The organism is Azorhizobium caulinodans ORS 571 (genome assembly GCF_000010525.1).
In the GTDB taxonomy this organism is placed as follows: domain Bacteria; phylum Pseudomonadota; class Alphaproteobacteria; order Rhizobiales; family Xanthobacteraceae; genus Azorhizobium; species Azorhizobium caulinodans.
Window position 1 is genome coordinate 4929409 of the sequence record NC_009937.1, and the last position, 22448, is coordinate 4951856.

Sequence of the window (22448 nt, forward strand, 5' to 3'; positions counted from 1 at the left end):
GTCTGTAGACCTGCACCCGGACCCGTGCAATCCGGCATTTGGACCCGACAAACAAATGTGAAGGCTTCACGCAAGCTGCGGCGTCGCAGCAACACCTGCCCGCTCCCTCCGACCTCCTTGCGCGGGCCAGAAATAGAATATAAAGATATCTTTATGTCTTTTGACGGCAGCCATAGCGACGCGCCCCGCGTCCCCTTCGCCACCCTGCTCGACGGCCTCAAGGCCGCCGGCGAGGACACGCGCCTGCGGCTGCTCTCGGTGCTGAGCGAAGCGGATCTCACGGTCTCCGATCTCACCGACATCATGGGCCAGTCCCAGCCCCGCATTTCCCGCCACCTCAAGCTGCTGGCGGAAGCCGGGCTCGTGGAGCGCCACCGCGAGGCGAGCTGGGTGTTCTATCGCCGCGCCACCGAGGGGCCGGGCAGCGTGCTCGCCGCCCGCCTGCTGGATCTCCTCGCGCCGGGCGACGACGTGCTCCAGCGCGACCGCGAGCGCCTCTCGGACGTGCGCGCCGCCCGCGCCGCCGCCGCCCAGGCCTATTTCCGCGCCCATGCGGACGAATGGGACCGCATCCGCGGTCTCCATGTGCCCGAGGCCGACGTGGAAGCGGCGGTGCGCGACATCCTCGCCGGCCAGCACATGGAGAGCCTGCTGGACCTCGGCACGGGCACGGGACGGATGCTGGAAGTCTTCGGCCCGGACATCGAGCGCGGCCTCGGCCTCGACCTCTCACCCGACATGCTGGCCATCGCCCGTGCCAATCTGGAGCGCGCCGGGCTGCGCCACTGCTCGGTCCGGCAGGGCGACATCTTCAACCTCGCGCTGCCGCGCGAGAGCTTCGACGTGGTCATCATCCACCAGGTGCTGCACTTCATCGACGACGGTGCCCGCGCCGTGCGCGAGGCCGCCCGCATGGTGAAGCCCGGCGGCCGCCTGCTGGTGGTGGATTTTGCGCCCCACGATCTCGAATTCCTGCGCGAGGCCCATGCCCACCGCCGCCTCGGCTTTTCGCCGGAGACGGTGGCCGGCTGGATGGCGCAGGCGGGCCTTGAGCCCGAAGCCCATAAGGCGCTGCTCCCCGACCGCAATGGCGAGGGGCGGCTCATCGTATCGCTCTGGCTCGGCCGCGACCCGCGCGCGGCGGCCGGGGCACAAAGGGAGGTTGCGTGATGTCGGGCCCCGTCAGGGCGAGCCGCGAACTGGGCAAGGCCCCGGTTTCCGTGTCGTTTGAGTTCTTTCCGCCCAAGACCGAGGAGATGGAGCGCACGCTCTGGGCCTCCATCGACCGGCTGGCCCCGCTCTGCCCCAATTTCGTGTCCGTCACCTACGGCGCGGGCGGCTCCACCCGCGAGCGCACCCATTCGACCGTCGCGCGCATCGTGAAGGAAACGAGCCTCGCCCCGGCCGCCCACCTCACCTGCGTCGCCGCCACCCGCGCGGAGATCGACGAGGTGGTGCGCTCCTACGCGGATGCCGGCGTGAAGCATATCGTCGCCCTGCGCGGCGACCCCACCACCGGCGTCGGCACCAAGTACGAGCCTCACCCCGGCGGCTATGCCTATGCCGCGGACCTTGTGGCCGGCATCAAGAAGCTGGGCGATTTCGAGGTGTCCGTCTCCGCTTATCCCGAGCGGCATCCGGAAAGCCCGGACGCGGACGCCGACATCGATGTGCTGGCCCGCAAGGTGGACGCCGGAGCGAACCGGGCCATCACCCAGTTCTTCTTCGATAACGACGTCTACTTCCGCTATCTCGACAAGGTGCGGGCGCGCGGCATCGACATTCCGATCGTGCCCGGCATCCTGCCGGTGACGAACTTCAAGCAGGCCGCCCGCTTTGCCGCCGCCACCGGCGCCAGCGTGCCGGACTGGTTCGCCGCCCGCTTCGAGGGGCTGGACGACGACCCCGAGACCCGCAAGCTCATCGCCGCGGCGGTGGCCGCCGAGCAGGTGATGGATCTGGTTGATCGCGGCGCAACCGATATCCATTTCTATACGCTCAACCGTGCCGACCTCGTCTATGCTGTCTGCCATCTTCTGGGCCTGCGCGCGCAGGCGGCGGCAGCACCGGCGACAGCCGCATGATGCGTGACGTCTGATCCTGTCCGAATAGCGCCGCTCACTTCATTCCGCCGTTCTCGGCCCCGCCGAGCCACGAGGTTCCGATGACCACCGCCCCTGCCAAGACCGGCCAGACCGAGCCCCGCTCCGCCCTCCTCGCCGCCGCGCGCGACCGCATCCTCGTGCTCGACGGCGCCATGGGCACGATGATCCAGGGCCTCAAGCTCGACGAGGCGGGCTATCGCGGCGCGCGCTTCGCCGACTGGCCGCAGGACATCAAGGGCAATAACGACATCCTGAACCTCACCCGCCCGGACGACGTGCGGGCGATCCACCTCAAGTACTTCCTCGCCGGTGCCGACATCGTCGAGACCAACACCTTCTCCTCCACCACCATCGCCCAGGCGGACTACGCCATGGAGGCGCTGGCCTATGAGCTGAACGTGGAGGGCGCCCGCCTCGCCAAGGAAGCCGCCATCGAAGCCGAGAAGCAGGACGGGCGGCCGCGCTTCGTCGCCGGCGCCATCGGCCCGACGAACCGCACCGCCTCCATCTCGCCGGACGTAAACAATCCCGGCTTCCGCGCCACCTCGTTCGACGAGCTTGCCACCGCCTATGCGGAGCAGACGCGCGGCCTCATCGCCGGCGGCTCCGACATCATCCTCATCGAGACCATCTTCGACACGCTGAACGCCAAGGCCGCCGTGTTCGCGGCCGAGACGGTGTTCGAGGAAATCGGCCGCCGCCTGCCGGTGATGATCTCCGGCACCATCACCGACCTCTCCGGCCGGACCCTGTCGGGCCAGACGCCGAGCGCCTTCTGGTATTCGCTGCGCCACGCGCAGCCCTTCTCCATCGGCCTCAACTGCGCGCTGGGCGCCAAGGAGATGCGCGCCCACATTGCAGAACTGGGCCGGGTCGCGGACACCTTCGTCTGCGCTTACCCCAATGCCGGCCTGCCCAATGAATTCGGCCTCTATGACGAGAGCCCGGAGGCCATGGCGGAGCTGGTGGGCGAGTTCGCCGCCTCGGGCCTTGTGAACATCGTCGGCGGCTGCTGCGGCACCACGCCCGACCATATCGGCGCCATCGCCAAGGCGGTGGCCGGCAAGGCGCCGCGCGCCATCCCGACCCTTGAGCCGCGCCTGCGCCTCTCGGGCCTCGAGCCCTTCGAGCTGACCCGCGAAATCCCGTTCGTGAACGTGGGCGAGCGCACCAACGTCACCGGCTCCGCCCGCTTCCGCAAGCTCATCACCAATGGCGACTTCACCGCCGCCCTCGATGTGGCGCGAGATCAGGTGGAGAGCGGCGCCCAGGTGATCGACGTCAACATGGACGAGGGCCTGCTCGACAGCCACGCGGCCATGGTGACCTTCCTCAACCTGGTCGCCGCCGAGCCCGACATCGCCCGCGTGCCGGTGATGGTGGACAGCTCCAAGTGGGACATCATCGAGGCCGGCCTCAAGTGCATCCAGGGCAAGGGCATCGTGAACTCCATCTCCATGAAGGAGGGGGAGGACGCCTTCCGCCACTATGCGCGCCTCGTGCGCCGCTATGGCGCCGCCGTGGTGGTGATGGCCTTCGACGAGAAGGGCCAGGCCGACACCTATGAGCGCAAGATCGAGATCTGCGCCCGCGCCTACAAGATCCTCACGGAAGAGATCGGCTTCCCGCCGGAAGACATCATCTTCGATCCCAACGTCTTCGCGGTGGCGACCGGCATCGAGGAGCACGCGCCCTATGGCGTGAACTTCATCGAGGCCACGCGCTGGATCCGGCAGAACCTGCCCCACGCCCACATCTCGGGCGGCGTGTCCAACCTCTCCTTCTCGTTCCGCGGCAATGAGCCCGTGCGCGAGGCCATGCACGCGGTGTTCCTCTATCACGCCATCCAGGCGGGCATGGACATGGGTATCGTCAATGCCGGCCAGCTCGCCGTCTATGACGAGATCCCGGCCGAGCTGCGCGAGGCCTGCGAGGACGTGGTTCTGAATCGCAATGCGGACGCCACCGAGCGTCTGCTCAGCCTCGCCGAAGGCTTCAAGGGCGGCGCCGGCAAGGAGAAGCGCGAGGCGGATCTCACCTGGCGCACCTGGGACGTGGAGAAGCGCCTCGCCCATGCCCTCATCAACGGCATCACCGAATATGTGGAGGCTGACACGGAGGAGGCGAGAGCCGCCGCCGCGCGCCCCCTGCATGTGATCGAAGGCCCGCTGATGAGCGGCATGAACATCGTCGGCGACCTGTTCGGCGCCGGCAAGATGTTCCTTCCGCAGGTGGTGAAGTCCGCTCGCGTGATGAAGCAGGCGGTGGCCTACCTCATGCCTTTCATGGAGAAGGAAAAGGAGGAGATGGGGCTTACCGAGGCGTCCGCCGCGGGCAAGATCCTCATGGCCACGGTGAAGGGCGATGTGCACGACATCGGCAAGAACATCGTCGGCGTCGTGCTCCAGTGCAACAATTACGAGGTGATCGACCTCGGCGTCATGGTGCCGGCGGCGAAGATCCTCGAAGTCGCCAAGGCCGAGAAAGTGGACGTGATCGGCCTCTCCGGCCTCATCACGCCTTCACTGGACGAGATGGTGACGGTCGCCTCCGAGATGGAGCGCGAGGGCTTCCATGTGCCGCTGCTCATCGGCGGCGCCACCACCTCGCGCGTCCATACGGCGGTGAAGATCGCGCCGCAGTATCATCGTGGGCAGGCGGTCTATGTGACCGACGCCAGCCGTGCCGTGGGCGTGGTTTCGAACCTGCTCAGCCCCGACACGCGCGAGACCTATGTGGCGGACATCCGGGCGGAATATTCCAAGCTCGCGGAAGCCCACGCCCGCGCCGACGCCAACAAGCAGCGCGTGCCACTGAAGAGCGCCCGCGACAACGCCCTGAAGCTCGACTTCAAGGCCAGCGCGCCGGTGAAGCCCACCTTCCTCGGCACCAAGGTGTTCGAGGATTACGACCTCGCCGACCTCGTGCCCTTCATCGACTGGTCGCCCTTCTTCGCCTCCTGGGAACTGACGGGCAAGTATCCGCAGATTCTCCAGGACGAGACCGTGGGCGAGGCCGCCCGCAATCTCTTCAGCGACGCGCAGGCGATGCTGAAGAAGATCATCGACGAGAAGTGGGTCACGGCGAAGGCCGTGGTCGGCTTCTGGCCGGCCAATGCGGTGGGCGACGACATCCTGCTGTTCCGCGACGAGGGCCGCATGACCCCGCTCGCCACGCTGCACACGCTGCGCCAGCAGCTCGCCCGCCGTGAGGGCCGCTCGAACCTCGCGCTGGCCGACTTCGTGGCGCCGGTGGAAAGCGGTGTGCATGACTATGTGGGCGGCTTCGCCGTCACCGCCGGCATCGGCGAAGAGGAGCGCACGACCGCCTTCAAGGCCGCCAATGACGACTATTCCGCCATTCTGCTCAAGGCCCTGTGCGACCGCCTCGCGGAAGCCTTCGCCGAGCGGATGCACCAGCGGGTGCGCACGGAATTCTGGGGCTACGCCGACGATGAGGGCCTCAGCAATGAGGACCTGATCGCGGAGAAGTATCGCGGCATCCGTCCGGCCCCGGGCTATCCGGCCCAGCCCGACCACACGGAGAAGGGCACGCTCTTCACCCTTCTGGACGCCACCGACAAGATCGGGCTGGAGCTCACCGAGAGCTTCGCCATGTGGCCGGGCGCGGCGGTTTCCGGCCTCTATTTCGCGCATCCGGAAAGCGCCTATTTCGGCGTCGGCCGCATCGAGCGTGATCAGGTGGAAGACTATGCCGCCCGCAAGGGCTGGACGGTGGAACAGGCCGAGCGCTGGCTCGCCCCCATCCTGAACTACGACCCCACCCGCCGCGCTGCGGCGGAGTGAGCAGGGGCTGAGGCAAGACGAGGGGCGGTGATCGCGCGATCCCCGCCCCTTTTGTTTGAGCGGAGTGAACCTCTCCCCGCTTCGCTACGCTGCCGCCCGAGGTCGGTCCGCCAGCGCACGATAGGCGAGCGCCTCGGCGAGATGGGCGCGGCCGAGCGTCTCGGCGCCGGACAGGTCGGCCAGCGTGCGGGCGACCTTCAGCACACGGTGATAGCCACGGGCGGAGAGGCGCATGGCGTCCGCCGCGTCCCGCAAGAGCGCCGCACCGGCGGCATCGGGGCGGGCCACCTCGTCCAGCAACGTGCCGGTAGCCTCGGCATTGGTGGCAATGTCGGGCCGGCCGAGGGCTGCATAGCGCTCCCGCTGGAGGGCGCGGGCGGCGGCGACGCGCGCCGCCACCTCGGCCGAGCCTTCGGCGGGGGCCGGCAGCACCAGATCGGCGGCGCTCACCGCCGGCACTTCCAGATGGATGTCGATGCGGTCGAGGAAGGGGCCGGAGAGACGTGCCTGATACTCCTCCGCGCAGCGCGGCCCGCGCTTGCAGGTGTAGCCCGGCTCCCCCGCCCGCCCGCACTTGCAGGGGTTCATGGCGGCGACGAGCTGGAAACGGGCGGGATAGGAGACGCGGTTGTTGGCGCGGGCGATCATCACCTCGCCGCTCTCCAGCGGCTGGCGCAGGCTGTCGAGCACCTGGGCTGAGAATTCCGGCAGTTCGTCGAGGAAGAGCACCCCGAGGTGGGCGAGCGAGACTTCGCCCGGCCGGGCTTTCAACCCGCCGCCCACCATGGCGGCCATGGAGGCGGAATGGTGGGGCGCTCGGAACGGTCTCCGGTCGATGAGTGCGCCGTCCTCGATATTGCCCGCCACCGAGGCGATCATGGACACCGCCAGCATTTCGCCCGGCACCAGCGGCGGCAGGATGGAGGGCAGGCGTTGCGCCAGCATGGACTTGCCCGAGCCCGGCGGCCCCACGTAAAGCAGATTGTGACCGCCGGCCGCCGCCACCTCCAGCGCCCGCTTGGCCGTCTCCTGCCCCTTCACATCCCGAAGGTCGAGGCCTCCTGAGCGGGCGTCGCGCAGCCTTGGATCGGGCCGCGCCAGCACCTGCCGGCCGGTGACGTGATTGGCGAGCTGGATGAGGGAGGATGGCGCGAGGATCTCCATCTCCGGGCTAGCCCAGGCCGCTTCCGCCCCGCAGGCCGCCGGGCAGATGAGGCCGTGGCCGCGGGCATTGGCGCCGATGGCCGCTGGCAGCACGCCCGCAACCGAAGCAATGGAGCCGTCGAGGCCCAGTTCCCCCACCACCGTGAAGCCGTTCAGCGCATCGCTCGGAATGGCGCCGATGGCGGCCATGAGGCCGAGCGCGATGGGCAGATCGTAGTGGGAGCCTTCCTTGGGCAGGTCGGCGGGGGCGAGGTTCACGGTGATGCGCCGGGCGGGCAGCGCGAGGCCGGAGGCAATGAGCGCGGCGCGCACCCGCTCCTTGGCCTCCGTCACGGCCTTGTCGGGCAGCCCGACGATGGTGAAGGCCGGCAACCCCGCCGCCACATGGACCTGAACGTCCACCGGCCGGGCCTCGACGCCCTCGAAGGCGACGGTCGCCACACGCTGGATCACGCTTGCGCCCCCTCACAAGCCAACCTCAAGGTTGCAAGCCTAGACGGGCAGATTGCATGAGACAAGAACAGATTGCGAACAGCACTTGATGGGGCCTTTATCCGCAAGGGCCGGCTTCCCGATGGCCCGCTTATGGCGATCGGCGCGACAAGGGCGGGGAAAGGACACCGCCATGACCTATCATGCGCCCGCCACCGCCGCCGCCCGACTCTTCATCGCCGCCGCACGCCACGCACCCACCGGCCTTCCCGGCCCGCTCACGCGCATGCTGCTGAAGATCGCGGTCCTGGCACCGCTGGTGATTGCGGCCTTTGCGTTGCGCTATGCGGCGTTCGCCTAGAGCACGATCCGAGCGGATTGAGTCCATTCGCTCAATGAATCACGCGTGCTCCGAGCCTCAGGCCTCGGCCGTGGCACGCGGGTTCATCGCCATCGCGCGCACGACGAACTCGCCATCGAGAAAGGGGGGCTGCTTGTAGAAGCCGGCGAGCCAGCTGGCCAGCAGGCACAGCTCTTCCAGCTTCACGAGCTCGTCGAGGGAATCATCTGGGAAACGGATCTCGAAGGCTTCGCTCACCGTTTCCATCACCTGCTCGACCTGCTCCTGATCGAGCCCGAGATCCTTCTCGATGCTGGCATGACGGGTGAGCTGGTCCTCGGGAATCCCATATTCGTCGCGGATCAGTTTCACGATCCAGCGGAACATGTTCATCCAGTTCTTGACCTCTTCGGAGCCGCGCATGCCTTCCCCGCGCATCAAGCATCGATGAACAGGGCAAACGATGCTCCTGTGGCCGTACCACCCGAACCTTGGTTCAGGCTGACTCCGAAGGCCCGAAAAATGGAGCCGCCACAGGCTCTAAGCCGCCGTCTGCAACGGCAGGGGCGAGCATCACGAGCTTGGTGCGCCCGCCTGGCAGCGCCGCGAGGGTGACCTGTTCGAAACTGCGGATGACCCCGTCCGCCGCGCAGAAGGTGCGCAGGCCGCCTTCCCGCCCCAGCACGCCCTGCGCATGCCACAGGCGGGCGAAGAGCGGAGAGTCTGCCATCAGGCCGGCCACCAGTCCCGCGAGTGCAGGCTCGGCAAGGTGGCGCGATGTATCGGCGCGGAATTCCGCCAGCACCCGGCGCGTGCGCTCCGCATGGTCGGGGATCAGCGCCACGGCCGCGGGGTCGAGAAAGAGGAAGCGCAGCAGGTTGCGCTCCGCCGCCCCATCGAGCCAGCCCCGGAAGAGGTCCGCCGCCGCAGCGTTCCACACCTGCGCCGTCCATGTTCCGTCCAGCACATAGGCAGGCTCCGGCATGCCGGCGACGAGGCGGGCGAGCGCGCCGTGGGGCGGGAAGGCGTCCGGCGCCGGCGGGTGCGGGTCCTCGCGGCCGGCCAGATCGAACAGATAGGCCCGTTCGGCGGGCGACAGGCCGAGCGCCTGCGCTAGGCGGGAGACGGCCGAGGCGGAAAGCGCCATCTCGCGGGCCTGCTCGATCCAGCTGTACCATGTGGCGGAGAGGCCGGCGACCTGCGCCATCTCCTCGCGGCGGAGGCCCGGCGTCCGCCGCCGCCGGAGGTCCGTGAAGCCATGGGCCGCAGGGTCCAGTTTCTCCCGCCGGGTGCGGACGAAATCGGCGAGGGCACGGCGACGGGCGGCATCTGAGGCATGCGGCATGGTGGTTTTTATACCAGTATAATTTTCCATCTGGCACCGGTTTCAGAAGCGTTCCAGCTTTGCGGCGCTCGTCACGCCTCCGCGCCATGTCACGGGATGTGGCGGGGCGAGCCGTGCTAGACCGTTGGGTGGCAAGCTGCCGCCCCTATCAGGACATGCCCCATGACCGCTTCCTCCGCCGCCAGCCACCCCGCCTATCAGGGCCACGAGGGTCTCGTTTCGGCGCACTTCAGCCCGCAGGCGCAAGCCTATGTGGCGAGCGAAGTGCATGCCAAGGGCGCGGACCTTGCCGATCTCGCCGCCCGTCTCTCCGGCGCAGGTGTCGATCGCCTTCTGGATCTGGGCTGCGGCGGCGGCCATGTAAGCTTCACGGCGGCCCCCCTCGTGCGGCACGTCATGGCCTACGATCTCTCGAGCTCTATGCTGCAGGCCGTGGTCGACGAGGCGCAGGGACGCGGGCTCGACAATATCGCCACCGAGCAGGGCCGCGCCGAGGACCTGCCCTTCGCGGATGCGAGCTTCGACTGGGTGGTCTCGCGCTACAGCGCCCACCACTGGCACGATCTCGGGGCGGGCCTGCGGCAGGCGCGGCGCGTGGTGAAGCCGCAGGGCAAGGTGATCTTCATGGATGTGGTCGCCCCGCCCCATCCGCTCTTCGACACCTTCGTCCAGAGCATCGAGCTCCTGCGCGACACGTCCCATGTGCGCGACTATTCGGTGCCGGAATGGGTGAGCGCCGCCGAGAAGGCCGGGCTGGTGCTGGAAGGGATGGAGACCCGCCGCCTGCGGCTGGAATTCGCCTCCTGGATCGCGCGCATGCGCACGCCGCCTGTCCTTGCCGACGCCATCCGGGCGCTGGAAGAAGGCGCGCCGAAGGAAGTGCGGGCCTATTTCGAGATCGAGCCCGACGGCACCTTCACCCTCGATACCGCGACGCTGGTGTTCCGGCCGCTCTGAGAGCGGGCGCACAGCTGAAGAGGCTACAAAGGAGACGCGGCAGGCTGAAAAGAGGCCTGCCGCGCGCTGCCGCCCGAGGCGCTTACTTCTTCTCCAGCAGCAGCGCTCCCTGCTTCTGGACCATTTCCTTGATCTTGGTGCCGGCGAGGTGGAGCAGATAGGGCAGTTCCACCGCCAGATTCACCTGATCGTCCGCCACCTCGATCTTGCCGGAGGCCTGCTGGCCCATGGCGGCGATGCGGAAATCGAGGTTGGAGTCGACCCAGGTCTCTTCGAGGATCTGCACCTGATTGCCGAACTTCTCCCGCAGCAGGCTCGTGCCCTGCTGGAGGCGGCGCACGGCTTCCTCGCGGCCGAGCTTGTGGGGAACGGATACAGTCAGCGGCGGGGCCATGCGTGGTCCTTGTCTCTTGGCAATCGAAGGGCGCGTGCTCTTCCTTGAGTTTAGAGAGCGATTTACCGAGCGGATTGACTCAATCCGCTCGGATCGCGCTCAGGCGCGCCGCTTCTCCTCGATCTTGTCCCAGATCTGGGCGGCGATATCGGGGCCGCCGAGGCGCTTGATGGCGCGCAGGCCCGTGGGCGAGGTGACGTTGATCTCGGTGAGATTGCCGTCGATCACGTCGATGCCCACGAAGATGAGGCCCATCTTGCGCAGGGAGGGGCCGATGCGGGCGCAGATTTCCTGCTCGCGGTCCGTGAGGTCCGTGGGCCGGGCCGCGCCGCCGCGCACCATGTTGGAGCGCAGGTCGCCCTCGCTCGGCACGCGGTTCACGGCACCCGCCGCCTCACCATCCACGAGGATGATGCGCTTGTCGCCGTGCTTCACCTCGGGGAGGAAGCGCTGGATCACCCAGGGCTCGCGGAAGGTGGTGGAGAACAGGTCGTAGAGCGAGCCGAAATTGAGGTCGCCCTCGGCCATGCGGAATACCGCCGCGCCGCCATTGCCGTAGAGCGGCTTCATGACGACGTCCTTGAACTCCGCCCGGAACGCCTTGATCTCCTCAAGGTCGCGGGTGATGAGCGTCGGCGGCATCAGCTCGGGGAATTCGGTGACGAAGATCTTCTCCGGCGCGTTGCGCACATGGGCCGGATCATTCACCACCAGCGTCTTGGGGTGGATCCGCTCCAGAAGATGGGTGGTCGTGACATAGGCCATGTCGAACGGCGGGTCCTGCCGCAGCAGCACCACGTCATAGTCCGACAGCTTCACCCGGCGCTTCTCGCCAAGGGTGAAGTGCTTGCCGGCCTCGTCAGCGACCGTCAGATCCTCGACGGTGGCGAACACCGCTCCGTCGCGCATGGCGAGGCGGTCGGGCGTGTAGTGGACGAGGCGATGACCACGGCGCTGGGCTTCCAGCAGCAGGGCAAAGGTGGAGTCGCCCGCAATGTTGATGTGGGCGATATGGTCCATCTGGACCGCAACCTGAAGGCTCATGAAAGGCTCCGGCGAAAGGCCCGGGCAGGGATGAACCCTATCTATAGGCCCGAGGCCCTGACCGCCAGAGCAGGGCGGCGCTTTGCAGCGCCCTGCCCCGCCGGACGGCTCAACGCGCCTTCTTGATGCGCACCATCTTGAAGAAGCCCACCGGGAAGACCGGCGAGATGTCGATGACGCTCATGTCCGGGTGGGTAGCGGCCCAGTTGCGCAGGCGGCTCGCCTTGAAGGCGATGCTCCAGCCCACCTTCTTCATCATCGGCGCCAGCATGCTCTCCACATGCATGGTCGGCCCCGCATCCGCGCCAAGCTTGGAGGCGATGATGATCTCGCCGCCCGGCTTCAGCACCCGGCGCATCTCGTCGAGCGCCTTCTCCGGGTTGGGCACAAGCGTGATGACAAAGGGCACGGTGATGGCATCGAAGCGGGCATCGGGAAAGCCGAGCGCGCAGGCATCCATGGAGGCGAGCAGCCCCACATGGGAGAGCTTGCGGTCGACCTTCTTCTCCATCGCCTTTTCCAGCATGTCGAACGAGAGGTCGATGCCGGTCACCCGGCAGTGGGGGGGGTAATAAGGCAGGACGAGGCCAGTGCCGACGCCCACTTCCAGAATGTCCGAGCCGCAGGCGGCGGCGGCGGTCGCCGCCTTCCGCTGCGCATCGGCCAGCAGCTTCACATAGACCTTGTCATAGATGGGCGCCCATTTCGCATAGGCGCGCTTCTGCCCTTCAAGATCGTATTGAACCGCCATCCCGCACATCCTTCAGCTTTGCGGGGGCGACCGAAACCTGCCGGCCCGCCTCCAGCCACCCTTATAACCCCGGCAACCGCAGCCGGTTGCGATTCGATAGGTTCGCTTACGCCACCTGCGCGGCGGCCAGATGACGCCCGGCCCGTTCCGCACGCACGATGGTGCCCCCGCCGAGCAGGCGGGCGGCACCGGACGCAGCGTCATAGAAGACGCAAGCCTGTCCCGGCGCAACTCCCTCTTCGCCCGCCAGGAGCTCCACCGTCGGCGCACCGTCGGCGTCGCGCAGGAGGCGGGCCGGCGTCGGCGGGCGGGTGGAGCGCACCTTCACATAGATGTCCTGCTCCGCCGCGCAGGCGTCGAGCAGCGGCACGTCGCCCAGCCAGTTGATGTCCGTGAGGCCGATGGAGCGCACCGCCAGCGCCTCGCGCGGGCCGACGCGCACTTCGCGGCGCGCGGCGTCGATGGCGACCACATAGAGCGGCTCGGGCGTCGAGATACCGAGGCCCTTCCGCTGGCCGATGGTGTAATGCATCACGCCCCGGTGCCGGCCGAGCACGCGCCCGTCCAGATGGACAATGTCGCCCGCCTCCCCCGCCTCGGGGCGCAGCCGCTCCACCACCTCGGCATAATCGCCGCCCGGCACGAAGCAGATATCCTGGCTGTCCGGCTTGTCGGCCACCGGGAGGCCGAGTTCAGCCGCCAGCGCCCGCACGTCGCTCTTCCTCATGCCACCGAGCGGGAAGCGCAGCTTGGTGGCCTGCGCCTGTGTGGTGGCATAGAGGAAATAGCTTTGGTCGCGGTTCTCCTCCGCCGCGCGGAAGAGGCCGCGCCGGCCGTCGGGCAGCGCGCGGCTCGCCACATAATGGCCGGTGGCGAGGACGGAGGCGCCGAGGTCCTCGGCGGTGGCCAGCAGATCGCGGAACTTCACCGTGCGGTTACAGTCGACGCAGGGAATGGGGGTGAAGCCGGCGGCATAGCTGTCCGCGAAGCGCTCGATGACCTCCTCGCGGAAGCGGCTTTCATAGTCGAGCACGTAATGGGGAATGCCGAGGCGGTCGGCGACGTCGCGGGCGTCGTAGATGTCCTGCCCGGCGCAGCAGGCGCCCTTGCGGCGCGCCGCCTCGCCCTGATCGTAGAGCTGGAGCGTCACGCCCACCACGTCGAAGCCCGCCCGCGCCAGAAGCCCCGCGACCACCGAGGAATCCACGCCGCCCGACATGGCCACCACCACGCGGGTGGAGGCGGGATCGGTCCCGATGTCGGTGAGGTCAGGCAGCACGATGGTTCATCTCTCGGTCACGGCGGCAGAGCGCTCCGGCGCTCCATGCCCGCTGTCAGGCGTGACTAATATAGAAAGGCAACCGTGCGGCGCAATTCAGACCACGCCGCCCACCTCTGCGTCAGGCGGTGACCTCCACCTCCACCTCCACCAGCATCTGGCGGAGCGCATCGGAGCGGCCCGCATAGGTGCCGGAGACCGGCGTCGTCTCCTCCATGGTACGGCCGGCGGCAACGCCCACCAGATTGTGCCCGCCCATGGTCCCGTGGGTGGGATCAAACGCCACCCAGCCGGCACCGGGCAGAAACACCTCCACCCAGGCATGGGTCGAGGCCGTGCCCGGCGCGCTACCGCCCGGATTGGCGAGATAGCCCGAGACAAGCCGCGCGGCGAAACCAAGCGTGCGCACGGCTTCCGCGAACAGCACGGCGAAATCCCGGCAGGAGGCGATGCCCCGGTCGAGCGTATCCAGCGGCCCCTGCGTGCCACCTTGCGCGCGCACCTCATAGCGGGCGGACCGCTGCACGGCGGTGTTGATGTCCTGAAGAAGCGCGAGGGTGGGCACCGCCGGCCCCATCACGATGGCCCCGACCCAGGCCGCGAGCCGGGCCTGCGGATCGAAATAGACCGGCAAGGCAAAAGGATCGGCCACCGTCCAATCGGGGCCGGAATAAGCGAAGGGATAGGTCTGGGCGAAGGGATCGAGCTGCGGCACGTCGCCGGGGGCGCCCACGAGCTTCAGTTCCGCGCGGCTTTCCACCACCAGCACGGGCGTCTCGCCCTCGAAGGCGGCCGTGGCCACGGCGTTTCCATAGACGTCGGTCGCCCAGGCGACCCGGCAATCGGGGGTGATGTCCAGCGTGAAGGCGAGCAAGCGATGCTCGCGGTCCTCCCGCGGACGCAGCATCAGCCGGTGGAGACCGAGCGCCACCGGCTGATGGTAGAAGTAACTGGTCCGATGGGAGATCCAGACGCGCATACCACGCTCCATTCCGCCCATCGGCGCATGGCCAAGGCCCGGCTGTCAAACGCCGTGGACGCCGGGCCGTGTGCCGTGCCGGCTCAGGCGGTCGGCAGGCCGCGCTGCATTACCCGCATGAGGCGCTCGGCGAAGGCCTGCGGGTCGGAGGGCTGGTCGCCATCGAGCACGCGGGCCTGATCGAGCAGGAGGTGGGCGGCATCGGCGCGGAAGTTGCTGTCCGAGGCCCCATGCGCCGCCAGCGCCGCCACCAGCGGATGGCGCGGATTGATCTCCAGCACGGGCTTGGCCGCATCGCCGAGCCGGCCGGCACTCGCCAGCAGCTTCTCCAGCCGCCGGTCGATGCCGCTCTCCGGCGCCACGAGGCAGACGGCGGAGGTGGTGAGGCGGTCCGAGGCACGCACATCCGCCACCTGATCGCCCAGCGTCTCCTTCACGAAGGCGATGAAGTCGCCCGTATCCTTCGCCTCAGGCTCCGGCGTCTCCGCCTCATCCGACTTCGGCAGCGGGATGAGGGAGAGGTCGGCGGCGCCCTGCGTCACCGATTTGAAGGGCTTGCCCTCATAATCGACGCCCGCCGTCACCCAGAAGCTGTCCACCTGATCGGGCAGCAGCAGCACCTCCACGCCACGGGCGCGGAAGCCTTCCAACTGCGGGGCATGTTCCACGCGGGCGAGGTCGCCGGTGATGTAATAGATGGCGGTCTGGTTCTCCTTCAGGTCCGCCACATAGTCCTTGAGCGTGCGCCAGCCGGTATCGGCCGCCGTGCCGCTGGTGGTGGTCTTGAATCGCGCGAGGTTCAGGAGCTGGGCGCGCCGCTCGTAATCCTCGTACAGGCCTTCCTTCAGCACCGCGCCGAAATTGGACCAGATGCCCGCATAGGCCTCGGCATCGCTCTGGGCTAGCTTCTCCAGCTCGGTCAGCACGCGCCCGGTCACGCCCTTGCGGATGGCGGCGAGGATGGCGCTGTCCTGCAGCATCTCGCGCGACAGATTCAGCGGCAGGTCGGCGCTGTCCACGACGCCGCGCACGAAGCGCAGGTAGCGGGGGAGAAGCTCCGCGTCGTCGGTGATGAAGACGCGCTTCACATAGAGCTTCACCCGGCCGGTGCGCTCGGGCTCGAACAGGTCGAACGGCTTGGTGGAGGGCACGAAGACGAGGGCGGTGTATTCGTGCCGGCCCTCGGCGCGGAAATGGACCGTCAGCGCTGGCTGGTCGAACTGGCCGGCGACGGAGCGGTAGAAATCCGCATAGTCCTCGGCCGAAATGTCGCTCTTCGACTTGGTCCAGAGGGCGACGCCATCGGCGATCTCCTCGGGCTCGGCGTCCAGCTTCTCGACGATATAGATCGGCACCGGCACGTGGCCGGACTGCTCCTTGACGATGCGCTCGATGCGGAAGCGGTCGGCATAGGCCTTGCCGTCCTCATTGAGGTGCAGCACAACGCGGGTGCCGCGGGCGGGCGCCTGCGCCACGTCGATCTCGCCGACCGTATAGGCGCCCTTGCCATCAGAAGACCAGATGTTGGCCGTATCGGCACCGGCGCGCCGGGAAATGACATCCACCTTCTCCGCGACCATGAAGGCGGAATAGAAGCCGACGCCGAACTGGCCGATGAGTTCGGCCTTCTCGCCGCCGGCGGCCGCCTCAATGCGCTCCATGAAGGCCTTGGTGCCGGAGCGGGCGATGGTGCCGAGCGCCTCGACCATCTCGTCGCGGCTCATGCCAATGCCATTGTCTTCCACGGTCAGGCGGCCGCCCTCGGCATCGATAGCCAGCGTGATGCGCGGGCGGGCGTCCTCGCCCAGTAGGGCCGGAGTGGTGATGGCCTCGTAACGCAGCTTCTCGCACGCATCGGCGGCGTTTGAGATCAGCTCGCGCAGGAACACGTCCTTGTCGGAATAGACCGAGTGCACCATCAGATGCAGGAGCTTGGCGACATCGGCCTCGAAGGTGCGGCTTTCGGGGGCGGCGGCTTCGGCGGTCGTCATGCGGGGTCCGTCTCACGTCTTGTCGAAGGAAGGGATTCGGGACCGGGCACGCGGCCCGGTAACCCGATGGCGCAGGAGATGGACCCGCGCGCCCGCCTTTTCAAGGCCCGCGCTTCGGCACAGGTTTGCCGCAATAACGCGGGCGCGGACATACCCGGTTACAAATTTCAGGACGACGGAAACGCCGCGGACACCGTTCGGTCCGAGGTCCGCCCCAATGCTCCGCTTTAGTCGCCGTCAGAACGAAAGCGGAGTTGGTGATGCCCCCCTTCACGCGCCTGCCCCGGATGCCCCAGTCCCCCTCGACCACCCCGGCCCTGAAGCGGATCGCCCTTCGCGCCGGCATCGGCCTCAGCCTCGGCATCGGCGCCCTCGCCGCCGGCCATCTGATGCCCCAGGAAACGCCGGCACCCGCCCGGACCATCGCTCTGGCCGATGCGCCGGCCTTCGATTTCGGGCCGCAGTTGCCGCCGAAGGCGCAGGTCGCGGCCGAGGCGCCCAAGCTTGCGGTTGCCACCGCGGAGCCCGCCGCGCCCTTGCCGACCGCGCGGCCGCGCGTCGTGAGCAGCAGCCCCAGCCGCTGGAGCACCGTGACCGGGGTGGAGCGCTACGATCGCTGCACCAGCGCCTGCGAAAGCCGAGATCCAGCGCTGACGGGCGCAAAGACCGCAGCCGTGGTGCTCGCCTCGGCGCCCGCGTCGTCGCCTGCGCCGCAAGCGGTCGCTGCCCCGCAAAAGCCGATGCTGTTCGGTTGGGTGGATGACGGCCGGCGCATGGTGAGCGGCGCCATCGACACCACGGCCGCCGCCGTCTCCACCGTGCAGGCGGCGGTGCTGGGCGCTATCACGCCGGAGCATTGAGGCATGTCGCTCTCCATCGCGCGCGACACGCCCATGTGGCCCTTCACCCGGCGCTTCAGCCATGACGACAGACCGGCGCGGGCCGATATGAGTGCCCATGACACGATTCCGGACGACCTGCGCGAGGAAGTCGCCGCCCTCGTCTATGAGCGTTTCTTTCCGGACCTGATCTGGGGAGATGCCAGCACGAGCGGCCGGTCGTCGGCCTATGCCAGCGCGGACGCCATCCTGAGCGTGCTGGAGGCCCGCGGCCTCGTCCGACCCGAGCGGCGCTGAACGCGCGCCAGACCATACAGAAACGGCGGCCTTCCGGCCGCCGTCTGCCTGAGCTTATCGATAATAGCCCCAGCCGTAACCGGGAGCGCCCCGCATGGCGTTCCGCTCCCGCCACTCGTGGCGCTCGCGCCAGCCGTAATGGCGCGGCGGAGCGTGACGCGGCGCCACATAGTGGCGATACTGATGACTGCGGGCCTGCGGACGATACGCCGGCGGGTGATGGGGCGCCCTGCGGTCGATGGTGATCTGGCGCCAGCTATCGGCCGAGGCCGTCGAGAGCGGCATCGCGATGAGAGGCGCCGAAAGGGTGGCCGCGGCAAGAAGGGCGGCAAAGGGCTTCATCATGGATGACTCCTGTCTTTCCGTCTTGCCTGAACAACCCCTTTCCTCAACATCCGGTTCCGCCCGAGCATTCCTCCACGCTTCGGATCGTGAGATTTCAAGGCATTTCACAGCCGTGACCAAGTTTTATGATGGCGTGACTGTGCGGCCTCGACGAGGCGCTTAACCACATCTTCCAGATCCCGGAACAAGACTGGAGCCCGTGCGCGGAAATGCACCGGGACGTGTTGGCTAATCCCTTTGCAGAAGGGCGATCAGGCCCTTGAGCAGGCTGAGCGGGGCAGGCGGGCAGCCGGGGATACGCAGATCGACCGGAATGACATTCTCCACCGCCCCGGCGCAGGCATAGCTCTGCGCGAACAGGCCACCGTCACAGGCGCAACTTCCGGCCGCGACCACCCATTTCGGGCCGGGCGTCGCCTCATAGGTCCGCACCAGCGCCTCCCGCATGTTGGTCGTCACCGGCCCCGTAACCAGCAGGACGTCCGCATGGCGGGGCGATGCGACGAAACGCAGACCGAAGCGCTCCAGATCGTAATAGGCGTTGGAGAGGGCATGGATTTCGAGTTCGCAGCCGTTGCAGGAGCCCGCATCCACCTGCCGGATGGCAAGACCGCGGCCGAGCCTGCGCCGCGCCGCCCCTTCGAGCTGCGCGCCGAAGGCCAGCAGCTCCGCATCATCCGCCGCCGGCGCCGGCTCGGTCAGCGGGCCTTTCAGCAGGGCATCGATCAGGAGTGTCCGCATCCGCGCCGCCTCACAGGTCGTGCCCCGCATAGGAGCAGTTGAAGGATTTGTTGCAGAGGGGGAAATCGGCGATGATATTGCCTTCGATGACCGCCTCCAGAACCGGCCACTGGAACCAGGAGGGATCGCGCAGATGGGCATGGGCGACGCGCCCGGCCGCATCAAGCCGCACGAAGGCGAAGACGTCGCCCCGGAACCCTTCCACCAGTGCCACGCCCTCGCGCGCCGCGCCGGACTGCGGCAGCGGCGAAGACAGGTCGCCCCCGTCGGGCATATTGCTGAGCATCTGCGTAATGAGCGAAAGGCTCTCTTCCGCCTCGCTGAAGCGGATGCGCACCCGCGCGTCCACATCTCCCGCCTCCAGCACCGCCACGTCGAAGCGCAGCGCATCGTAAGGAGCGTAAGGTAGCGTCCGCCGGACATCGAAGCCCCGTCCCGATGCCCGCCCCACGAAGCCGCCGCAACCGAAGCGGCGCACCAGATCCGGCTGCGCGATGCCCGTACCCACGGTGCGGTCCTGCAAGGAGGCGGTGCCGTCATAAAGCGCCAGCAGTTCCGGCAGGGCCGAACGCGCAGTTTCCACCAGCGAACGCAGCCGGCCCTCTCCGCGCGGCGCGAGATCGATCAGCACGCCACCGGGGACGACCAGGTCGCGCATCATGCGCTGGCCGAAGGCCGCCTCGCTCGCACGCAGCACCTGTTCGCGCAGCACCGCGCAGGGGGCGAGCATCCGCGCAAAGGCAGCGTCGTTGCAGACGGCACCGATGTCACCGAAGTGATTGGCGAGGCGTTCCAGCTCTGCCATCAGGCCCCGCAGCCAGCGGGCGCGTGGCGGTGCCTCCATCTCGAGGGCGGCTTCAACGGCGCCGGCGAAGGCCAAGGCATAGGCCACCGTGCTGTCGCCAGACACCCGGCCGGCGAGGGTGGCGGCGCGCTCCAGGGATGCCCCGCGCATCAGCCCCTCGATGCCGCGATGGACATAGCCGAGCCGCTCTTCCAGCCGCACGACGGCCTCGCCATTGGCGGTGAAGCGGAAATGGCCAGGCTCGATGATGCCCGCATGCACGGGGCCCACCGCCACTTCATGCAGCCCCTGCCCCTCGACGGGAAGGAAGGCATAGGGGGTCGTGTCGGGCGGAATAGGGGCCCCACTGAGAGGACGCGACACCGGCCAGCGGCCGTGGTCGAGCCAGAGGCGCGTATCGGGCGCTTCGACTGGCACCAGGCCGTACAGGTCGCGAATGGTGCGCTCCAGCCTTTGGGCCGGCGCATGGTGGCGGCCAACGGAGGGGAACGTGCCGTCGCCCGCAAGATAGGTGGCCGTGCCCAGCGAGGTCGCGGCCTCATCCAGCAGCGCCATGTGCACGGCGTCGGGCTCGCCCCACAGGGCCATGAGCGTCCAGCGGCCCGCCGCCAGCCCCTCGGACAGCGCCTCCCATGTCGCGGCGTCCACTTCGGCGCGCAGCCACGGCCGGTGGTCGGTGCGGATGCGGCCGGTGGCGAGAATATCGGTGAGTGCGCCCATCTCGCCCCCTCAGCCCAGAAGATGCGCGATGTGCTGGAACCAGCTTACCAGCGGCCCCGGCAGCCACACACCCGCGCACCACACGAGCGCCAGATGCACCAGCATGGGCACTTGCGTGCCCTTCACCGGTGCCGAAGGCCCGCGCGGCGCGCCGAAGGCCAGCGCATGCAGGCGCAGCATCAGGGCCGCGAAGGCGATGACGAGCCCCAGCGCCAGCAGCCCCGCCAGCACGGGCGCCCGCGCAACGGTCGAGGTGAGAATGAGGAATTCGCTCATGAACACCCCTGCCGGCGGCAGGCCGACGATGGCGGCGACGCCCGCCACCAGCCCCCAGCCGAGCAGCGGATGGCTGGCGGTGAGGCCCCGGATCTCGGAGAGCGCCTGCGTGCCCTTCACCTGCACCGCATGGCCGACGCCGAAGAAGATGGCGGACTTGGTAAGGCTATGCATCACCATGTGCAGCAGGCCGGCGAAATTCGCCACCGGCCCGCCGATACCGAACGCGAACGCGATCAGCCCCATGTGCTCGATGGAGGAGAAGGCGAACAGACGCTTGATGTCCCGCCGCCGGTAGAGCATCAGCCCGGCGAACAGCAGCGACAGCAGCCCAAGCCCCATGAGCAGCGGCCCCGGCGCCAGCGCGCCCGGCGCGGCCGCCAGCAGCAGCTTGAAGCGCAGCACCGCATAGAGCGCTACGTTCAGCAGGAGACCCGAGAGCACGGCGGAAATGGGCGTCGGCCCCTCCGCATGGGCGTCCGGCAGCCAGGAGTGCAGCGGCACGAGGCCGACCTTGGTGCCGTAGCCCAGCAGCAGGAAGACGAAGGCGAGGTTGAGCAGCGCCGGATCGAAGGCCGCCGCATGGCTCATGAGCACGGTCCAGAGCATGCCGTCGTGCCCCTCCCCCACCACTGGCCGGGCGGCCATGTAGACGAGGATGGTGCCGAACAAGGCGAGCGCGATGCCGACGCTGCCGAGGATGAAATATTTCCACGCCGCCTCGATCGCGGCGGGCGTGCGATAGAGGCCTACCATCAGCACGGTGGTGAGCGTCGCCAACTCGATCGCCACCCACATCACGCCGAGATTGCTCGCCAGCAGCGCCAGATTCATGGCGAACAGCAGCACCTGATACATGGCGTGATAGACGCGCATCTGCGCGGGCGAGAGGCGGCCCGTCTCCAGCTCATGGGCGATATAGCCGGCGCTGTAGAGCGACGTGGTCGCGCCCACGAAGCTGTTCAGCACCAGAAAGACGATGTTGAGATCGTCCACCCGCAGGAACTCTCCCTCCGGGGGCTGCACCAGCAGCAGCGAGGCCGCCGCGACGAAGGACAAGGCGGCGCTCGCCGCATTCAGCCATGCCCCGAGGCGGGGCGCCGGCAGCACCAACAGCAGGAGCGCGCTGGCGGCGGGCAGCAGAAGCAAGGCCGAAGCCGCATCAAGGCCGAGGGTCATCTGCGGCCCTCCCGGAAACGGTCGAGCGCCGTGGAATCCACCGTGTCGAAGCGCTCGCGGATGCGGAAGAGGAAGATGCCGATGACGATGAAGGCCACCAGCACCGAGAAGGCGACCGAGATTTCCACAACCAGCGGCATCCCCTTGGCACCGGTCGCGGCGAGGATCAGCCCGTTCTCCAGCGACATGAAGCCCACCACCTGACTGACGGCGTTGCGCCGCGTCACCATCATCAGGAGGCCCAGCAGCACGACGGAAAGGGCGAAGGCGAGGTCCTCCCGCGCCAGAGGATCGGCCCCGGAAGTCACGCGCAGCATCACCACCATGGACAGGGCAATGAGGCCGATGCCGGCCATCATGGTGAGGCCGGTGCTGAGCGCGGATTCCACCTGCCGGTGAATGCCGAGCCGCTCGATCATCCGCAGCAGCGCCACGGGAATGATGAGCGCCTTGAAGGCGAGCGTGATGGCGGCGGTCACATAGAGATGCGGCGCATCCTGTGCATAGGCCTGCCAGGCCACGGAGAGGGTGAGCAGCAGCGCCTGAAGGCCATAGACGCGGATGAGGTTCGGCAGGCGGGCCTGATAGAGCATCACGAGGCTGGTGAAGACGAGCCCGCCCGCCAGAAGATGCGCCACATCGAAGAGAAGGCTGCCCAT

General features: G+C 68.1%; 21 protein-coding genes. 7 read left to right on the forward strand and 14 right to left on the reverse strand.

All coding sequences use genetic code 11. The features are described 5' to 3' along the window. The first annotated feature begins 153 nt into the window (after nucleotides 1-153). The 3 genes from AZC_RS22250 (at nucleotide 154) to metH (ending at nucleotide 5911) form a co-directional block, all read left to right on the forward strand. Nucleotides 154-1170, forward strand: coding sequence for an ArsR/SmtB family transcription factor (locus tag AZC_RS22250; RefSeq protein WP_012172859.1), 1017 nt, complete (start codon nucleotides 154-156; stop codon nucleotides 1168-1170). After that, entirely contained in the window at nucleotides 1170-2084 is a 915-nt protein-coding gene (gene metF, locus AZC_RS22255; protein WP_043879747.1) for a methylenetetrahydrofolate reductase [NAD(P)H], read from the forward strand. The genes AZC_RS22250 and metF overlap by 1 nt, the downstream gene beginning before the upstream one ends. Before the next feature lie 80 nt (nucleotides 2085-2164). Continuing rightward, complete coding sequence (gene metH, locus AZC_RS22260; RefSeq protein WP_012172861.1) at nucleotides 2165-5911, forward strand: methionine synthase; 3747 nt, start codon at nucleotides 2165-2167, stop codon at nucleotides 5909-5911. Nucleotides 5912-5995: 84 nt separating this feature from the next. Here metH and AZC_RS22265 read toward each other — a convergent pair whose 3' ends face one another. Beyond that, a complete protein-coding gene (locus AZC_RS22265) occupies nucleotides 5996-7528 on the reverse strand; it encodes a YifB family Mg chelatase-like AAA ATPase (RefSeq protein WP_012172862.1) in 1533 nt (510 codons plus the stop codon). 172 nt (nucleotides 7529-7700) lie between these two features. On the opposite strand from AZC_RS22265, the gene AZC_RS25805 reads away from it, so the two are divergent. Then, nucleotides 7701-7868, forward strand: a complete 168-nt coding sequence (locus AZC_RS25805; protein ID WP_158304152.1) for a hypothetical protein — start codon at nucleotides 7701-7703, stop codon at nucleotides 7866-7868. A 57-nt stretch (nucleotides 7869-7925) separates the two neighbouring features. Here AZC_RS25805 and AZC_RS22270 read toward each other — a convergent pair whose 3' ends face one another. Next, nucleotides 7926-8270 (reverse strand): acyl carrier protein, encoded by a 345-nt coding sequence (locus tag AZC_RS22270; RefSeq protein ID WP_043880628.1) that lies wholly within the window; start codon nucleotides 8268-8270, stop codon nucleotides 7926-7928. 73 nt (nucleotides 8271-8343) lie between these two features. Continuing rightward, nucleotides 8344-9192, reverse strand: coding sequence for a helix-turn-helix transcriptional regulator (locus AZC_RS22275; RefSeq protein WP_043879748.1), 849 nt, complete (start codon nucleotides 9190-9192; stop codon nucleotides 8344-8346). A gap of 162 nt (nucleotides 9193-9354) precedes the next feature. On the opposite strand from AZC_RS22275, the gene AZC_RS22280 reads away from it, so the two are divergent. Continuing rightward, the gene (locus tag AZC_RS22280; RefSeq protein WP_012172866.1) at nucleotides 9355-10149 is read left to right on the forward strand and encodes a class I SAM-dependent methyltransferase; all 795 of its coding nucleotides are present in this window, start codon (nucleotides 9355-9357) and stop codon (nucleotides 10147-10149) included. Between the two features lie 82 nt (nucleotides 10150-10231). Here AZC_RS22280 and AZC_RS22285 read toward each other — a convergent pair whose 3' ends face one another. The 6 genes from AZC_RS22285 to htpG form a co-directional block, all read right to left on the reverse strand. Next, complete coding sequence (locus AZC_RS22285; RefSeq protein WP_012172867.1) at nucleotides 10232-10543, reverse strand: polyhydroxyalkanoic acid system family protein; 312 nt, start codon at nucleotides 10541-10543, stop codon at nucleotides 10232-10234. 99 nt (nucleotides 10544-10642) lie between these two features. Continuing rightward, a complete protein-coding gene (gene gshB, locus AZC_RS22290; protein WP_012172868.1) occupies nucleotides 10643-11587 on the reverse strand; it encodes a glutathione synthase in 945 nt (314 codons plus the stop codon). A gap of 109 nt (nucleotides 11588-11696) precedes the next feature. Further along, complete coding sequence (locus tag AZC_RS22295) at nucleotides 11697-12338, reverse strand: class I SAM-dependent methyltransferase (protein WP_043879749.1); 642 nt, start codon at nucleotides 12336-12338, stop codon at nucleotides 11697-11699. 106 nt (nucleotides 12339-12444) lie between these two features. Next, complete coding sequence (gene mnmA / locus AZC_RS22300) at nucleotides 12445-13614, reverse strand: tRNA 2-thiouridine(34) synthase MnmA (protein WP_274532306.1); 1170 nt, start codon at nucleotides 13612-13614, stop codon at nucleotides 12445-12447. 124 nt (nucleotides 13615-13738) lie between these two features. After that, complete coding sequence (locus AZC_RS22305; RefSeq protein ID WP_043879750.1) at nucleotides 13739-14596, reverse strand: transglutaminase family protein; 858 nt, start codon at nucleotides 14594-14596, stop codon at nucleotides 13739-13741. A gap of 83 nt (nucleotides 14597-14679) precedes the next feature. Then, nucleotides 14680-16587, reverse strand: a complete 1908-nt coding sequence (htpG, locus tag AZC_RS22310; protein WP_012172872.1) for a molecular chaperone HtpG — start codon at nucleotides 16585-16587, stop codon at nucleotides 14680-14682. Between the two features lie 260 nt (nucleotides 16588-16847). Between htpG and AZC_RS22315 the strand changes: the two genes are divergently transcribed. After that, nucleotides 16848-17447, forward strand: a complete 600-nt coding sequence (locus AZC_RS22315; RefSeq protein ID WP_043879751.1) for a hypothetical protein — start codon at nucleotides 16848-16850, stop codon at nucleotides 17445-17447. 3 nt (nucleotides 17448-17450) lie between these two features. After that, nucleotides 17451-17723 carry a hypothetical protein gene (locus tag AZC_RS22320; protein ID WP_012172874.1) on the forward strand — a complete coding sequence of 91 codons (273 nt, stop codon included), beginning with the start codon at nucleotides 17451-17453 and terminating at the stop codon, nucleotides 17721-17723. A gap of 54 nt (nucleotides 17724-17777) precedes the next feature. Here the strand turns inward: AZC_RS22320 and AZC_RS22325 are convergent, their stop codons facing one another. From AZC_RS22325 to AZC_RS22345, 5 genes are all read right to left on the reverse strand, one after another. Beyond that, the gene (locus AZC_RS22325) at nucleotides 17778-18068 is read right to left on the reverse strand and encodes a hypothetical protein (RefSeq protein ID WP_043879752.1); all 291 of its coding nucleotides are present in this window, start codon (nucleotides 18066-18068) and stop codon (nucleotides 17778-17780) included. A gap of 228 nt (nucleotides 18069-18296) precedes the next feature. Beyond that, the gene (locus tag AZC_RS22330) at nucleotides 18297-18809 is read right to left on the reverse strand and encodes an NADH-quinone oxidoreductase subunit B family protein (protein ID WP_012172875.1); all 513 of its coding nucleotides are present in this window, start codon (nucleotides 18807-18809) and stop codon (nucleotides 18297-18299) included. 10 nt (nucleotides 18810-18819) lie between these two features. After that, complete coding sequence (locus AZC_RS22335; RefSeq protein ID WP_012172876.1) at nucleotides 18820-20334, reverse strand: NADH-quinone oxidoreductase subunit C; 1515 nt, start codon at nucleotides 20332-20334, stop codon at nucleotides 18820-18822. Nucleotides 20335-20343: 9 nt separating this feature from the next. Continuing rightward, nucleotides 20344-21789, reverse strand: coding sequence for a hydrogenase 4 subunit F (locus AZC_RS22340; protein WP_012172877.1), 1446 nt, complete (start codon nucleotides 21787-21789; stop codon nucleotides 20344-20346). Then, on the reverse strand, nucleotides 21786-22448 hold the full coding sequence (locus tag AZC_RS22345) for a hydrogenase-4 component E (protein WP_012172878.1): 663 nt from the start codon (nucleotides 22446-22448) through the stop codon (nucleotides 21786-21788). The genes AZC_RS22340 and AZC_RS22345 overlap by 4 nt, the downstream gene beginning before the upstream one ends.

Bases quoted from the DNA above. Each gene is read 5' to 3' on its own strand.
- AZC_RS22250 (WP_012172859.1), top strand. From the start codon at position 154: ATGTCTTTTGACGGCAGCCATAGCGACGCGCCCCGCGTCCCCTTCGCC.
- metF (WP_043879747.1), top strand. From the start codon at position 1,170: ATGTCGGGCCCCGTCAGGGCGAGCCGCGAACTGGGCAAGGCCCCGGTT.
- metH (WP_012172861.1), top strand. From the start codon at position 2,165: ATGACCACCGCCCCTGCCAAGACCGGCCAGACCGAGCCCCGCTCCGCC.
- AZC_RS25805 (WP_158304152.1), top strand. From the start codon at position 7,701: ATGACCTATCATGCGCCCGCCACCGCCGCCGCCCGACTCTTCATCGCC.
- AZC_RS22270 (WP_043880628.1), bottom strand. From the start codon at position 8,270: ATGCGCGGCTCCGAAGAGGTCAAGAACTGGATGAACATGTTCCGCTGG.
- AZC_RS22275 (WP_043879748.1), bottom strand. From the start codon at position 9,192: ATGCCGCATGCCTCAGATGCCGCCCGTCGCCGTGCCCTCGCCGATTTC.
- AZC_RS22280 (WP_012172866.1), top strand. From the start codon at position 9,355: ATGACCGCTTCCTCCGCCGCCAGCCACCCCGCCTATCAGGGCCACGAG.
- AZC_RS22285 (WP_012172867.1), bottom strand. From the start codon at position 10,543: ATGGCCCCGCCGCTGACTGTATCCGTTCCCCACAAGCTCGGCCGCGAG.
- gshB (WP_012172868.1), bottom strand. From the start codon at position 11,587: ATGAGCCTTCAGGTTGCGGTCCAGATGGACCATATCGCCCACATCAAC.
- AZC_RS22295 (WP_043879749.1), bottom strand. From the start codon at position 12,338: ATGGCGGTTCAATACGATCTTGAAGGGCAGAAGCGCGCCTATGCGAAA.
- AZC_RS22305 (WP_043879750.1), bottom strand. From the start codon at position 14,596: ATGCGCGTCTGGATCTCCCATCGGACCAGTTACTTCTACCATCAGCCG.
- htpG (WP_012172872.1), bottom strand. From the start codon at position 16,587: ATGACGACCGCCGAAGCCGCCGCCCCCGAAAGCCGCACCTTCGAGGCC.
- AZC_RS22315 (WP_043879751.1), top strand. From the start codon at position 16,848: ATGCCCCCCTTCACGCGCCTGCCCCGGATGCCCCAGTCCCCCTCGACC.
- AZC_RS22320 (WP_012172874.1), top strand. From the start codon at position 17,451: ATGTCGCTCTCCATCGCGCGCGACACGCCCATGTGGCCCTTCACCCGG.
- AZC_RS22325 (WP_043879752.1), bottom strand. From the start codon at position 18,068: ATGATGAAGCCCTTTGCCGCCCTTCTTGCCGCGGCCACCCTTTCGGCG.
- AZC_RS22330 (WP_012172875.1), bottom strand. From the start codon at position 18,809: ATGCGGACACTCCTGATCGATGCCCTGCTGAAAGGCCCGCTGACCGAG.
- AZC_RS22335 (WP_012172876.1), bottom strand. From the start codon at position 20,334: ATGGGCGCACTCACCGATATTCTCGCCACCGGCCGCATCCGCACCGAC.
- AZC_RS22340 (WP_012172877.1), bottom strand. From the start codon at position 21,789: ATGACCCTCGGCCTTGATGCGGCTTCGGCCTTGCTTCTGCTGCCCGCC.
- AZC_RS22345 (WP_012172878.1), bottom strand. From the start codon at position 22,448: ATGGGCAGCCTTCTCTTCGATGTGGCGCATCTTCTGGCGGGCGGGCTC.